Consider the following 14985-nt stretch of genomic DNA (forward strand, 5'->3'; position numbering starts at 1 on the left):
AGTTGAAGTTGTTGACAATTTCATCATAGCCGCTGCCAGCACGAACTCATATGTCTCGATTTTGATATTTTGGTGTTTTGTTCAGCATTGTTATTTTGAGCATTCACTCATAACTTTCTATATTTGCTTGGTGTAATCCCAAAATGCTTCTTGAACAACTTATTGAAATGAAAATAATCTTTGTAGCCTACTCGCTGAACAATATCCTGAATTGAAATCGATTGGTCGCCAAGCAGCTCCTTCGCCAAGGCAAGCCGCTTTTCCGTTACATACTCGGAATAGGTTTTCCCTGTTTCTTTTTTGACCAGCATGCTCAAGTAACCAATGCTCAAATTAAACTGCTTTGCAAGCGAGCTGAGCAAAATATCCTCGGTATACCTTTGATCAATATATGCGATTATTTTTTTCGCCTGATCGTTCGATACATGTGCTTCCTGCTCATTCATTAGCTCGAACAGCCCTTCGAGACGGGAAAAAAACTCATCAGGCGAACGATAAAAACGAACCAGCTGGTCGTAAGGCAAATGCTCCAGATCATTATAACGAACGGCATTGCCATAATACTTCAGTAACAGCGAAATAAACTGATTGTATACCGTAGTCAAGCGGTCAACCGCAATCCGCTCATCACTGCAGCGATCAGACCATTCTCCAAGCAGCGCTTTAATTGCAAGCAGATCGCCTTCCTTAATCGCCAGCTCGATTTGCAGCACCATTTTCTTATCCTTCGCGTCAAGCTCCTCTTTCTTATATGACATAAGCTGGCCGTAGCGATAAAAACCAGCGCTGCAGCAGGCGACTTCCGATTCATCATACAGCAAGGCTAACTTCGTATGGCCGTATCCGCGCGAGCTGATGCCGGCATACTGCGCATGCTCTGTCAATTCGCTCAAATAATCAAGAAAATGCGTTGAGCTGCTTTGCTCATCATAATTGATCAACACGGCCCATTTGTTCAATCCAGTACGCAATTGGCAGGTGCGGATCATCTGTACGTGTTGCTCTGCAGCCAGCAAGGGAAAGACGCTTGCGTCTGCAAGCTCACAGCTAATAAAGCGAAAATGCGGCTGCTCATGCTGGATGCCTTTGTTTTGCAGAAATTGCTCAACTGTTGTACCATTGCTTGGCTCAAGCAGCTCGAACAAATCATGCAAAAAAAGATCGACGCCTGGCTGCGTCTCACGCTTTGTCCGCAGCCGCTCGCTAATGCGCTGCAAGGACTCCAGCAGCTGTTCCGCCTCTACTTGCTTCAGCAAATAATCAAAGGCTCCCAATCTTAGCGCCTGCTGAGCGTATTGAAATTCAGAGTAGCCGCTAACAAGAATCACCTCAACGTCTAATTGCTGCTGCTTCAGCTTTTCCAATAGCTGGATGCCATCCAGACCCGGCATTCTAATATCTGAAACTACAACATCCGGCACATGCTCGATAATGAGCTGTAGCGCTGTTACACCGTCGTGGGCTTCGCCAATAACCTCGAAGCCATTGGCATTCCAATCTATCAAATGAGCAAGACCATAAGCTACCCATGGCTCATCATCAACAATTAGCACCTTGTACATCGCTAACCCCCTTTCTGCTACTCCAGTTTTTCGCGCACATCAAACGTAATCGTTACTGTTGTTCCTTTATCGCGTTCACTTTCAAGCTCCATGCTTGCCGCTTCCCCATAATACAGCTTAAGTCTGCGATAAATGTTGGTCAGCCCGATTCCTTGGCTGCTCTCCTTCATTTCAGCCTGTCCAACGAGGCGAAATTGCCCCCAGCTTGCTCGCAGCTGCTCCAGCTTGTCCTGCTCAATGCCGCATCCATCATCCTGAATGACATATTGGATGCGATGCTCATCAAGGGCGGTAATCGACACAACGGCAGTTCCAGGCGCAATCTTTTTTTCCAGACCGTGAAAAACTGCATTCTCAACTAATGGCTGCAGCAGCATTTTTAAAGCCGGCTTGCTGTACAACTGCTCGTCAGCTTCAATTTGAATTTGAATTTTTCCACGGAAGCGAAATTGAATAATGGTTGCATACTGCCGCAGATGAACCAGTTCATCCCATACAGTAACGGCATTGTCACCTTTTACCGAGTAGCGATACATGCTGGACAACGACGAAGTAATATCGGCCAAATCATGCACCTTATTGTATAAGGCCAGTCCGCGAATGGCCTCCAGCGTATTGTACAGGAAATGCGGATTAATTTGATGCCGATAAACCGCAAGCTCCATCCGATTTTTTGAAAGCTCCGTCTCATACATTTGCTTTTGCGCCAATTGAATGCTTTCACTTAGCGCGTCAATATCATCGAGCATTTGGTTCAAGCTGCCGCCCAGCACACCAATTTCATTGTAGTAGCGTATGCTGAAGCGGCTTTGTCTGCCTTTTTTCGGGTAGGTTCTGACAAATTCCATCAGCGCTTTGATCGGCCGCAGCAGCCTGCTATAAAAAGTAGCCATAAACAAGCAAAGCAGCAAAAATACGATCGCATACGTCGCAATATTCAAGCGCCAAATAACATTCATGTCCTCGAACAGCTCTTGCTTCGGAATGACGCTAATCAGCTCCCAGCCCGTATCCGGCAAAGCAATCGTCTGGACAATTTCCTCAGAACCGCCTAGTCTCAGCTGCTCTCTATCTTTGGCTTCGACATCCGTATTTGAAGCGCTTACAATTACTTGACCATGCTGATCCAGCAGCAGTAGCTGCGCATTTTCAGTAATTTTAGATTTTCGCAAAATCGTTTCAAAGTTTGAAACGTCCATAATAAACAAGCACATGCCGCGGTAGTCGCGAATAAAGCGGTCGGACTTCAGATTATAAATCGGCACGGCAATCGTATAGTACTTATTTAAGCGGCCTTGCCCCTCGTACACTCCTGAATAGCTAATGATTTCCGTCGTCTTAGCCTCTGTTTCGTGCGTCATCTCACCAATACTGCCTATCATTTCACCGCTGCTGTTATAGATTTGAATCCCTTTGATCGTATCCTTCAAGGAGGTAGTGCTGGAAAACTGCGCTTCAATATCACTGTTCATCAAAATTCGATCCAGCACATCATCCGCGCTTAAATAGGACTGAATAGTAGGGCTATAGAGCAATGAGTAGGATATCCCCTCCATATCGCCATAGAAGCTCTCCACGCTTTCCTCCACCTGCAATAAAATTTTATTGGTTGATTCCGTTACCTTCTGTTCAACGATTTGCTGCGCAATAATATTCGTCACAACAAAAGACAACAACAGCACAACTAGCATAATCGTAATCAAATATAGGAGTTGCCGGCCCAGACTTACATTGCCAAAAAATTTCATAGTCGTATCCATCCCTTGCCAATCTATTACCAGCTTGGCCAGTTAGCTGCTGGATGATTTATAGTTTACACCAGCAAATTTGAGAAGGAAATAATAAACCAACTATTCAGTTGAAGAGCCGTAATCCGTAATTTTCAAGCTAATATCAAAGCTTACAGTTGCGCGGCTAAATATGTCATCCCAATCATCCTTTACCTTTTTCCATACCTTTGGATGCGTAATACGCAGTCTGTCTCCAAAGCCGGCGACCTCCACCTTATATTCGGTTTGCATTTTTTTCATCAGGTTTTGCAGCATCGTCTCCAGTTTTTGCTCAAACTTTTGCTCGGCTTCTTTAAGAAAGAATGCTTTGGATGCAGTCTCTTCAGCATCCCAGGTTTCGATTAAACGTCCTTCCGTTTTAATATCAACATGAAATGAAAGCCTTTCACCATCGACCTTTGGTATAATTTTGCTTTCTCCAGACAAGATCTCGTAGGTAATAATAGAATTTCTGTCATTAACGGTTTTAAGCAAGCCCCCTGAGCTATCGCCTTGAATCCAGGAAATAGCGCTTAGATTTTCTTGATCCAAATCGCCAATCCATTTATTCGTAGAGCCTTTTATGATCCCGGCTCCGGTAAACTCAATCTCACCAGTATCGGCTGCTGCGATATTTTGTAATATAAAGCTTTGCTTGGCGTGGAAATATCCGTCCAGATTCGTGAGGATAACTTCTTTGTAAATTTTATTGTTGCGAAATTTATTGCGCACCATATCGCGAATGCGAAAAGCAGGAATTTCATCCGGCTCATCGGACTCAAGCGTATCCATCGCCTTGCCTCTCGATAGAAATACCATGCTGCTCGGCCTTATATCATTGTCGCGCAGCAGAAAATCAAGCAGCTTGTGCAGCTCTATTTTTTCAGCTAGCTCTGTTGAGATGACAAACACTTTAAGATGATGACCGATTACCGCACGATCTCGTTTCAACGAATAATTGCGCATAATCTCAAATATGGAATTCCCTGTTTCCGAAACATTCAAATACTTTTTAATGCTTCCAGACTCGGCTTGCTGCTGCCCTCGACCTACTGATTTTAACGGAACGATTTGAATGGTGGCAGTAATTAACGGTTGTACTTGAGTTCCTCCTCCTTGAGACTCAAGCTGCTTCTCTGCTGTTGTCTTGTTTGCCAGATCAACAGCCATCCCAACATACACGCTTCTCTCCTCGATTTCCTTGCTGCTCCAGCAGCCTGTCAGCAGCAGCGAGCATAAGAGCATCATGCCAATCAAATATGAAAGTCTACGCATCTTGCCTCAAGCCCTTTCTTCGTATAAGCCAAATAATCGACAGCGGCAGCGGAATTAGACAGAAAAGGATAATTCCTGACCAGCCAATAATATCTCCAAGTGCAAATAAATCATTGATATCCTGTGGTATTACAGATGCCAAGTAAATGATTGGCATCATTGCAAATATGACAGGACGGAACTTGATCCTTAGCAATTGTGAAATGCCTAATGAAGCACCGAAAAAATAACAGGTAAAGTTGCAAAATAATTGCATCATCCAAATGACTAGAAAAGGGAACTCCAGACGTTCGAAAAACAAGCCCGCTACCTCAAAGCTGCGCAGCAAATCAATCGTCGGCCAAGTGCTTCTCAAAATAGCATCAATAGACATGCCGCCAATTACGAAGATAATCGTAAAGAAATAGATCGCAAGCGGAACACTAATTCCTGCTATCATTGCTTTAATCGCCTTTTCAGGATGCTGCATATGGGCAACAAGAAACATAACAACCTCAAAGCCCGCAAAAATAAGTACGGTCGCTTTTAACCCTTTAAATACAGGAAGCAAGCCATCTCCCAGTACAGGAAGCAAATTGTCCACTTCAAAAATTCTGATGCTGAGCAAATAGGACACTATTAGCACGAATAAACTAACTGGGAGAATAAGCTGAAATAAACGGACGGTGGCATTTAGACCGCCAAACAGCAAATATCCGCTCACCCATATGAAAGGAATCATCGTCGCCCACATTGGAGTGCCCTCCAATAGAAAAAACAATGTAACCTCCGCCAGCACTCGCACCTCGAACCCAGCGATTGTTATAAAGAAAATAATGAGCAGCCAGCATAGTATAAAAGCCGGAACTTTGCCAATGACGATTCCAGCATACTGGAACACAGTTTTTTCAGGAAATTGCTGACTCAGCTTTACCATTACGACAATAAGCACCATTACGATCAAGCCGCCAAGCAAAACCGAAAGCCATACATCTGGTGTTTCCCCCGCTACTACAACAGCACGAGGCATTGTTAAAATTCCTGCTCCCAGAACAGAATCGGTTAAAAAGATGGAAGCCTGAGTGCTTGTAATTTTGTCATCAGATCGTGTAAACATAGCGGACCCCCTAACTATTCAGCTAAGACCTGCGTTTTTTATCCTGAGGCTTCAACATGCTTGGTCTACGCTTCATAAGCGTAACTGGCGCACGCAATACTAGATCCTTCCAATCGTTAAAACGGTATGGAGATGCTGGCGTTATATAAGGCACGCCAAAGCTTTTGAGCTTAGTCAAATGACTGCAAATGAACAAAAAGAACAGGATCGTGCCAAACATGCCGAGAGTAGCGGCAAACAGCATTCCCGAGAAACGCAAAATACGCAGCGTAATTCCTGCGCTGTAAATTGGAATCGCAAAGGAAGATATTGCGGTAACAGCAACAGCAATGACTAAAATCGGACTTACAATTCCTGCCTGCACCGCTGCATCTCCAATGATCAAGCCTCCAACAATCCCCATCGCCGGTCCGATCGGCTTAGGCAAGCGGATGCCTGCTTCTCGCAATATTTCAATTGAAACCTCTAATATTAGCACTTCAATTAATGATGGAAATGGTACTCCTTGTCTTGTTTCGATAATCGTGATCGCCAGCTCAGTTGGAATCAGCCCTGGATGAAAGGAAATAAACGAAATATATAAGGCTGGTATCATTAGCGCAAGGAAAGCGACAAAAAATCGAAGCGTTCGCAGCAAGGAACCCGGTAGCCAGCGCTCATAATAGTCCTCGGGCGATTGCAGCAGCATGCTGAACGTAACAGGGACGATTAAAGCGAAGGGTGTTCCATCAAGTAAAATCCCTATCCTGCCTTCGAGCAGCGCACTAATGACCCTGTCAGGCCTTTCAGTATTTTGCACCTGCTGAAACGGGCTCAGCCAATTATCCTCGATTAGCTGCTCCACATACCCCGACTCTGAAATAAAATCCATATTCATGTTGGCAATCCGGTCCTCTACCTCTTGCAGCAGCTCTTTATTTACAATTTCCTTCATATAGGCGATGACCAGATTTCTTTTAATGCGGCTGCCAACCTCTATCATCTTCAGTTCCAGATCAGCTCCACGCCCATGCTGGCGGAGCAGCGCTGTATTTTCGCCAAGCACCTCCGTAAAGCCGATACGCGGGCCGCGCAGCAATGCTTCAGAGGTTGGCTCATTGATTGCTCTAACTTTGGGAGCCGGTTCGCCTACTAGCAGTGCATGAGGCAAGCCATCTATAAGCAATGCCGTAAAACCGAACAAAATCGACTGCTCCAGCTCATATAAATCCGTTACTTCACTTATTTTGCTGATCGGCAGCAGCTTGTCCTTTAAGTAAGCAGCGAACGCTTGGCTTTGATTGTGCATCGCATAGCCTTCAAATTTAACGAAGCTGTTATCCATCAGATTTTGCATCACTTGTCTGTTAATTAGCGCTTCATTCTGCATGCCTTCTACAAAAATAAGGACGGCACGACTGTTTCGTATACTAATTCGGAAGTCTCGAAAATGCACGTCGCTATTATTGCCAAGCTGCTCCTTGATCAAGGCCATATCAGCATCATAATTGCCTGTAAGCTGAGGGGACGGCTGGCTCTGTGGTTGCTGCCAGGGATCACTTGGCTGCTGACCGTCATTTTGCTGCTGGTTCTCCCCTTGCTGCTGACCATCAACCTTTTGCTGAGCAATGTTTTGCGGTTGACCATCGCCTTGCTGATGACTATTGCCCTGCTGCTGACCGTCTTGCTTTGGCTGGTTATAGCCCCACTTATATAGACGTCCATGAATGCGGTAGGAGCCAAGCGCAATTAGCGTCATGACAATTGCTTGCATCCAGGCCTTCCAATCTGGAAAATACTCGATTACTTTACTCCACATTATGACCAGTCCCAATCTAATTTCAGTGAGCTTATTTTGCCCATATTTTTCTTGCTCATGCAGAAACCAGAATTTCAGGAAAACGCGGGTTCCAAACAGTTGTATCCTCTAATAAAAAAAGACATCTTCAACCCAGTCTTTCTACCTTTCGATAAAAAGACTTAGTTGAAGATGCCGTTGAATCAGCTTGTAATTAGATCAAATTTATAGCTTTACCGGCTGCATCAAGCCATCCTTGCCGAAGGTTACAGGATCGATGCAAACCTCACGATGAAAGCCTTTGCCATCTTTAAACCGAGTTAGCGGCGTTACAAAACGATGATAGGCAATCCAGTATTGATCCTTGCCCGGCTCTTGCATAATCGAATGATGACCTGTGCCGAGCATTCCTTTGGCAGCGTTTTTGACAAGCACGGGATAATGATACGTAACAGGTCCGTATAAATGCTCGGCTGTGCCGTAATTTACATGATAATTTTCGCTGCCTGTATCGTCGCAGGACCAAGTAAAATGATACAAGCCGCCCCGCTTCAACACGGTGACTGCTTCTCTAAAATCATGCAAACCGTCAATGTTGGCCATCGTGCTCTCTACCACGCTAACCATATCCTCACCAAGCTGCACGATCGCTCCATCCCCGTTGCCAAACAGCATGTAAGAAATTCCATCCTCATCTGTATAGATGGCAGGATCGATCGTTTGCCCCATTTTGATTGACAAACGCTTCATTTGCTCCATCGTAATAAGCGGCTCAGGCATTGCAGTAAATGGTCCGGCTGGTGAATCGGCAACTGCTGCACCGATCGCGCTTACGCCGTTTTCCATTTTGCCGCAAAAATAAAAATAGTATTTGCCGTGTTTCTCGGCGATTGCGGGCGCCCATGCACTTCCAATGGCCCAAGGAACCTGAGGAGACAGCAGATCGACAATTACGCCTTCATCCTGCCAAATCCGCAGGTCAGGGGAAGAAAACACATGAAATTGAGTGCCGGACCAGCCCGAAAACCCGTCAGTTGTCGGATAAAGGTAGTAACGATCGCCGAACTTGGCTAGATCAGGATCAGCAAATTGCCCTGGCAAAGTTTGATGTCCATCGCCATAAGCGGCGAGCAAGCGATTACATTCTTCTCTAGTAATTTGAATAACGCTGCCATGACGCTTTTTAGTAGCTCCCAAGTCAAAAGAGCCGTCCTCAACTACGCGGAATTCTCCCCTATCCAAATTAGCGCTTAACAGTGGCAGATAGCCTTTGCCTTCGGCAAAGCGGTCAATAATCAAGCACCATTCCTCGCGGTCGTTAAGCTTGAAAATTTGCGGGCCTTCTACGCCGTAGATCGCCTCTAGCGAAGGGGCTGACACAGGGGTGAATGCATCCTTTTCCAAAGAAGCTCCTTTTTCCAGCGTAATATTTTTCGTCGTTTCATCCTTCGACAGACGATAATAGCTTCCAGCATGAGCAATAATCGTTGTATCGATAATATGATTGTCCTGCTCGATATACAGCTCTGGCTCGCTGAAGGTGCGGAAATCCTTAGTGCGCGCACAGTATATTTTTTGCTTGCGCTCCTCGTTGTCAAAGTCCTTTGTAGCTGACGCCCAAAATACGAGGAAGTTTTGCGCCTGCTCATCATAAATCGCTTCCGGCGCCCATACACAGCCTGCTCCTTCTATGCCAAGCGTTACCGCCCAAGGCTCTGACCAGCTAACCAAATCCTGCGATTGCCAGACGATAATATCGCGGCTGCCTTCATTTACCGCTACATCCCAGCCCTTCCCGTTAGCAATCCTAAGATCCGTTGCAATGATATAGAAGCTGTTGTCTCGAGGCGAACGAATAATAAACGGATCACGAACGCCCTGCTCTCCCAAGCCGGAACGAAGCACAGGCTGACCATTGTTTAGATCCTTCCAATACAAGCCATCCTCACTATATGAGAAATAGACCTGTTCCCCATCCGGCTGCTCACCGATAAAATGAGCAAGTAAATACCCGTAGTACGCAGTTGACATAACCATTTCCTCCTGAACGTTGATTTACCTTTGAAGTAAAGATGATGTTAAATCATAATAATAGAATTTATAAATATATGAATCTATTAGCTATTATACTAAACTTGCCGGAAATTTTGAACTACCTCTTCAGCGCTACGGAGCAATGCATCCTCCAGCCGCTTTTTAAATCGTAATGCCCTTATTTTAATTTTTATGGTTGCATTTCGATGTTAAAGGCGGCACACTTCGTTTTTCGGATGCATTGCTCCTTCGCTGTAGATTTTTTGAATGCAGGACCAAGAAGGCTTGGACGCTAGTGAAAACATGGAGTGCTAGGGCGTGTATGCAAACTCAGAAGGGAGCAGATTATGCCGAATGTTCGTTCCATGCAAGGCGCTTTTTCGAAGGCGTACCGGGTGTACGTCAAGGAAAGGCAACGCAGTAGGGGGCGAAAAGGCGGGGTAAGATGCCCCTAAGCGGGTTTGCATTCACGCCCTAGCTGCGGCACTACTTTGTGAGCACTTTAAAGGGCTGTACAGAAGTAGGGTTACAGAGAAGGTTTAAAGAATCCTGGTAACCTTAATGAATCAGATTGGAGTTTATCGAAATCTAATGAATATACACAACGTTATTGACGATAAACTTCCCTGGTTATAGTGAAAATCGTCGAATAAGACGCTACACATTCATTAGAACCGAGAACACCCTCAATTGTCTCAAATAACGTTCTCCAGTTTCCTTAGCCTTTTAACCTCCCTTCCAAATAAAGGTTCAAAACTCGGCTTTCAGGACCAAGAAGATGGCACGATACTAGAAGGCGAGGAGCGCAGCGTAGGCCAGAAGCTACGTGAGCACCGCAGCCTTCGGTAGCGTGCCATATTCGACGTCGAGTAAGCTTCGAAGCGACACATCGTCATCAAAGTCGGATTTTTGAGCCTACCTCTACCAATGAAAGGCTCAAAAATTCGGCTTTCAGGACCAAGAAGATGGCACGATACTAGAAGGCGAGGAGCGCAGCGTAGGCCAAAAGCTACGTGAGCACCGCAGCCTTCGGTAGCGTGCCATATTCGACGTCGAGTAAGCTTCGAAGCGACACATCGTCATCAAAGTCGGATTTTTGAGCCTACCTCTACCAGAATAGATCTTTGTGACCTTGTAGCCAGGCAATCCCCTCTGCAAAATAATAGTCGCCGTAGATGAGCGGCACATCTATATTTCTCGACTCTGGAAAATGGCTCGTTCCGTGCAAAATCAAGCCTTCCTCATCCTCCCGATCCCAAGCACCATAATGGCTGTACAGCGACTGCAATATTTTTTCGCCGGCAGCGCGGTACATGGACTGCTCGCTCTCATTTACGAGGGAAGACAACAGCAACAGGCCCGTAGCGGCACAAGCACCAGCTGAAGAGTCACGATATTTAGTTACCTCTGGCGGCAGTCTGAAATCCCAATGTGGCACATAATCCTCTGGAAGATTGGCAATAAAATAATGCGCAACCTTTTTGGCTGCCTCCAAATAAGCTGTGTTGCCCGTATGCTTGTAGCCAAGCGCCATACCATACAGCGCCCACGAAGTGCCGCGCGACCATGCCGATTCAGGGGCGTAGCCTTGCCCGCCAAGCACCTTCACTTGTTCCCCGGTTTGCGGGTCGAATACAACAATATGATTAACAGATCCGTCTGCGCGAATAAAATGCTCCAGAACCGTATTCGTATGCTCGATTGCAATATGCTTATATCGCGGATCGCCACTTACTTCAGATGCCCAGTAGAGCAGCGGCATGTTCATCATGCAATCAATAATCGCCCAGCCGGCATTCTCATCTCCTGGCCTCCACGGATTCCAAGCGCGAATATAGCGGCCTTTTATATTAAATCTCGCAGCAAGCAAATTCGCGGCAAGCAATGCCCGTCGCTTCGAGCTTTCTTCACCTAGCAGCTTGTATCTCGCCACACTTGTAAGCGTCCACATAAATCCGATATCGTGATCAAGCGGATAATAGTCAAGCATGACCTGGTCAAGCTGCTGCTCACATGATTCTGCGTATGCGCGCAAGCGCTCATCCTTCGTATCGCGATAGATAAGCCATAGCAAGCCTGGCCAAAATCCAGCCGTCCACCATGACGCTCGTTCAAGCTGATAACGTCCGTCTACAGATGCATGCGGAAATCCGTCCGCAATTCTTTCGCTCGTTTTCGAAACCTTCTGCACAATACTGCGCCAAGCCTCTTCATACCATAATGCCTCGCCCATAAACCTGCCTCCTTGAGATGATGTACTTTCAAATTGAGTTCAGTGTCTCACACTTTGCTGCCATGCACAATTACTGGAAACGGACGATAATTATAGTAATGCCAAGTCTTGGACGAAAATCGCAGCGAAAGGTGCAAAATACTTAATCGTTCAGCGGAATGCTTTAGTTTAGTTGTTAATCCTGTAATTGATATATTAATCGAGCTAATAAAGTTGCGCCGCCCCTAAAGCGCATTATCTATAGCCCCTTCAACATCAAATAGCCATTCATCGATCAAAATCGACGAATGGCTATTAACTGGTAAACTATGCTGGATAGTCCTTATATAAAACTGGCATTACACTACCTGCGATTCAGCTTTTTTAGTATCAAGATTAATAGGCTACAATTACCCACGGCAATCCATAGCATAGCATAAAAAGGAGAGCTTTCCGAGGATACGAGTGTCATTCGCTCCTTACTCCATACCTTACTTTCTACTTCGCGCCAAAGTTAAAATATTGCTCAGCGTTGCGATAGCAGATCCCTTCGACAATCGAGCCCAGCAGCTCCATATCATGCGGTACTAATCCCGCTTCAACCCAGTCGCCAAGCAAATTGCACAAAATGCGACGGAAATATTCATGGCGCGGGTAAGAGAGAAAGCTGCGTGAATCCGTCAGCATGCCGACAAAACGAGCTAGCAGCCCCATATTGGCAAGCGATTTCATCTGTGCAAGCATACCATCGATTGTATCGTTGAACCACCAGGCAGAACCGAGCTGAATTTTCCCGGGAATACCGCCGCCCTGGAAGCTGCCAATGATTGAAGCAAGCACATCGTTGTCAGCCGCATTCAGCGAATACAAGATTGTGCGAGGCAGCCCGCCTCCACGCTCCATCCCGTCCAGCAGCTTGACAAGCGGCTCAGCGAGCGGTCCGTCGTTAATAGAATCATAGCCTGTATCAGGACCAAGCTTGTCATACATCGCGCTATTGTTGTTGCGATGCGCTTTAATATGAAGCTGCATCGTCCAGCCAAGCTCAGCATATAGCCGTCCCAGGTAGAGCAGTGTATAAGACTTATATGCCGCTTCCTCTTCAAGCGATACAGCCTCGCCGCGCAACGCCTTCTCATAAATCGCTGCCGCTTGCTCCTTCGTTGCCTCCGCATACATCACCTTGTCGATCGCATGATCAGACAACAGGCAGCCTGTATCATGGAAATATTGCACGCGTGCGCCAAGTGCCTTCAGCAATTGCTCATAGTCGCCAAGCTGATAGCCGCTAACCTCTTCCAGCCGCTGCAGCCAAGGCAAAAATGTCGCGCGGTTAATTTCCAACGCCTTGTCCGGGCGGAAAGATGGCCTTACCTGAAAGCCAAGCTCCTGCTCCTCGCTTAGCTTGCGATGATATTCCAGCGTATCAGCCGGATCATCGGTTGTGCATACTACGCGCACATTGGAGCCTCGAATTAAGCCGCGCGGTGTAAAGCTCTGCTCGCCAAGACGCGCATTCGCTTTCTCCCATATAACTGGAGCATTTTTCTCATTAATAAGCTCATCAATGCCAAACAATCTGCGCAGCTCCAAATGCGACCAATGATAGAGCGGATTGCCCAAGGTCATCGGTACAGTTTTGGCATAGGCTAGAAAACGATCATAGTCGCTTACGCCTTCCCCGCCTGTTACATACTGCTCTTCAATGCCATTGGCACGCATTGCACGCCACTTATAATGATCGCCATACAGCCATACCTCGGTCAAATTGGCGAATGGCTTATCTTCATAGATCGCTTTTGGGTCCAGATGACAATGGTAGTCAATAATCGGCATCGACTTGGCAAATTGCTCATACAGCGTTACAGCCGTTTCTGTATTCAGTAGAAACTGCTCATCCATAAATGCTTTCATCCGCTTTCACCTCACTCGTACTTATTGATAAAACTTGACTAGCTCATCCACCTTGACGGCCTGCCCTGTGCGAATTGATTTGTTCGCTGCAATTCCCGTCAAAATTGAACGCGCGCCATCTACATGGTTGGCAGCTCGATTGAACTCGTCGTACTCCGGAACGCCAAACAAATCGTTCAGCAGCACTGGATCGCCACCACCATGACCGCCTTCTCCTGTTACAAATTCAGCTTTATACGGCTCGCCAAACATCGGGAATACTAAAATGCTTACACCCTTTACCGCTCCCTCCAGCGCCTTGTCTCCGCCGGAATTAACATAGGACTGCTCAACAATTTTCATCTCAATCCGGCCTTTCGTGCCGTTAAAAGCAATATTGTAGCCTTCCCACGGCAAGTATGCATTAAGCGAATAGGTTAGCTGAGCTTTATTTTTATATTTTACCAGCACGCTCATCGTATCTTCAATTGAAATACCATCGCCAAACACGCTCTGGTCGCGTTTGTACCCGTCCTCCGCTTCGGCATCCAAGTACATCGCTTTCAAATGCTCATTGCTGTCCAGCGGCAATGCGAACGGATCGTCCTGTGCATTCGGATGACCAGTTGCACGATCGTAAAATTTCGTTACGCCGCGATTTTCTGCATTTTCACGACCGTAGAACAGCAAATCCCCCATTGCAAACACCGTATCCGGCTGAGAGCCGATCCAGAAATTAACGAGATCAAAGTGATGCGTAGATTTGTGTACAAGCAAGCCGCCGCTATTGCGCTTGTCGCGATGCCATCTGCGGAAATAGTCTGCGCCGTGCTGGGTATTCAGCAGCCATTCGAAATGAATAGACGTAACATCGCCGATGACACCGCTTGCAATCAGCTCGCGTGCTTTCGTATGATGCGGCGCATAACGATAGTTGAACGTAACGCGCACATTGCGGCCTGTCCGTTCTACTGCGTCAAGGATTTCCTGGCATTTCTCCTCATCAACCGTCATCGGCTTCTCGGTAATAACATCACAGCCAAGCTCCATTGCGCGAATAATATACGAATGATGCGTGCGATCAACGCTCGTCACAATAACAAAATCCGGTTTTTCAGTCTCGATCATTTTGTCGAACTCTTCGCTTTTGTAGGTGCGAACAGCATTGTAATCGTATTTTTCCTGCAGCAGCTTATTGGCATAGTTCATACGCGTCTGATTCACATCACAAAAAGCGAGCAATTCCGACGTCTCTCTATATGTTGTCGCGATTGCCGAATAGAAAAACTCTGCGCGTCCACCGGCGCCAACCTGTACATATTTTTTCTTCGTCATCTTATCAGCTCTCCTTGTCATTTAATGGCCTA

General features: G+C 46.3%; 9 protein-coding genes. All 9 read right to left on the reverse strand.

Going from position 1 to position 14985, the window contains the following annotated elements; translation table 11 throughout:
* Nucleotides 1–107: 107 nt before the first annotated feature.
* The 9 genes from KJS52_RS14490 to KJS52_RS14530 all read right to left on the reverse strand — a co-directional run bounded on the left by KJS52_RS14490 (nt 108) and on the right by KJS52_RS14530 (nt 14953).
* Nucleotides 108–1562 carry a response regulator transcription factor gene (locus KJS52_RS14490; RefSeq protein ID WP_213516443.1) on the reverse strand — a complete coding sequence of 485 codons (1455 nt, stop codon included), beginning with the start codon at nt 1560–1562 and terminating at the stop codon, nt 108–110.
* 17 nt (nt 1563–1579) lie between these two features.
* Nucleotides 1580–3322 (reverse strand): sensor histidine kinase, encoded by a 1743-nt coding sequence (locus tag KJS52_RS14495; protein WP_213516444.1) that lies wholly within the window; start codon nt 3320–3322, stop codon nt 1580–1582.
* Between the two features lie 90 nt (nt 3323–3412).
* Nucleotides 3413–4606 carry a Ger(x)C family spore germination protein gene (locus KJS52_RS14500; RefSeq protein ID WP_213516446.1) on the reverse strand — a complete coding sequence of 398 codons (1194 nt, stop codon included), beginning with the start codon at nt 4604–4606 and terminating at the stop codon, nt 3413–3415.
* Nucleotides 4599–5702 carry a GerAB/ArcD/ProY family transporter gene (locus tag KJS52_RS14505; RefSeq protein ID WP_213516448.1) on the reverse strand — a complete coding sequence of 368 codons (1104 nt, stop codon included), beginning with the start codon at nt 5700–5702 and terminating at the stop codon, nt 4599–4601. Before KJS52_RS14505 ends, KJS52_RS14500 begins: the two co-directional genes overlap by 8 nt.
* 22 nt (nt 5703–5724) lie before the next feature.
* Nucleotides 5725–7500: a spore germination protein gene (locus KJS52_RS14510; RefSeq protein WP_213516451.1), complete on the reverse strand. Its 1776-nt coding sequence runs from the start codon at nt 7498–7500 to the stop codon at nt 5725–5727.
* A 204-nt stretch (nt 7501–7704) separates the two neighbouring features.
* Entirely contained in the window at nt 7705–9510 is a 1806-nt protein-coding gene (locus tag KJS52_RS14515) for a glycoside hydrolase family 43 protein (protein WP_246563576.1), read from the reverse strand.
* A 1111-nt stretch (nt 9511–10621) separates the two neighbouring features.
* Nucleotides 10622–11746 (reverse strand): glycoside hydrolase family 88 protein, encoded by a 1125-nt coding sequence (locus KJS52_RS14520; protein WP_213516455.1) that lies wholly within the window; start codon nt 11744–11746, stop codon nt 10622–10624.
* A gap of 477 nt (nt 11747–12223) precedes the next feature.
* Nucleotides 12224–13639, reverse strand: coding sequence for a glucuronate isomerase (gene uxaC / locus KJS52_RS14525; protein WP_213516457.1), 1416 nt, complete (start codon nt 13637–13639; stop codon nt 12224–12226).
* A gap of 21 nt (nt 13640–13660) precedes the next feature.
* Nucleotides 13661–14953 (reverse strand): Gfo/Idh/MocA family oxidoreductase, encoded by a 1293-nt coding sequence (locus KJS52_RS14530; protein WP_213516459.1) that lies wholly within the window; start codon nt 14951–14953, stop codon nt 13661–13663.
* Nucleotides 14954–14985: the final 32 nt, after the last annotated feature.

This window comes from Paenibacillus montaniterrae, assembly GCF_018403185.1.
In the GTDB taxonomy this organism is placed as follows: Bacteria; Bacillota; Bacilli; order Paenibacillales; family Paenibacillaceae; genus Pristimantibacillus; species Pristimantibacillus montaniterrae.

Coding starts and splice junctions, on each gene's coding strand:
- KJS52_RS14530 (WP_213516459.1), bottom strand. CDS start 14,953: ATGACGAAGAAAAAATATGTACAGGTTGGCGCCGGTGGACGCGCAGAG.
- uxaC (WP_213516457.1), bottom strand. CDS start 13,639: ATGAAAGCATTTATGGATGAGCAGTTTCTACTGAATACAGAAACGGCT.
- KJS52_RS14500 (WP_213516446.1), bottom strand. CDS start 4,606: ATGCGTAGACTTTCATATTTGATTGGCATGATGCTCTTATGCTCGCTG.
- KJS52_RS14520 (WP_213516455.1), bottom strand. CDS start 11,746: ATGGGCGAGGCATTATGGTATGAAGAGGCTTGGCGCAGTATTGTGCAG.
- KJS52_RS14490 (WP_213516443.1), bottom strand. CDS start 1,562: ATGTACAAGGTGCTAATTGTTGATGATGAGCCATGGGTAGCTTATGGT.
- KJS52_RS14495 (WP_213516444.1), bottom strand. CDS start 3,322: ATGGATACGACTATGAAATTTTTTGGCAATGTAAGTCTGGGCCGGCAA.
- KJS52_RS14505 (WP_213516448.1), bottom strand. CDS start 5,702: ATGTTTACACGATCTGATGACAAAATTACAAGCACTCAGGCTTCCATC.
- KJS52_RS14510 (WP_213516451.1), bottom strand. CDS start 7,500: ATGTGGAGTAAAGTAATCGAGTATTTTCCAGATTGGAAGGCCTGGATG.
- KJS52_RS14515 (WP_246563576.1), bottom strand. CDS start 9,510: ATGTCAACTGCGTACTACGGGTATTTACTTGCTCATTTTATCGGTGAG.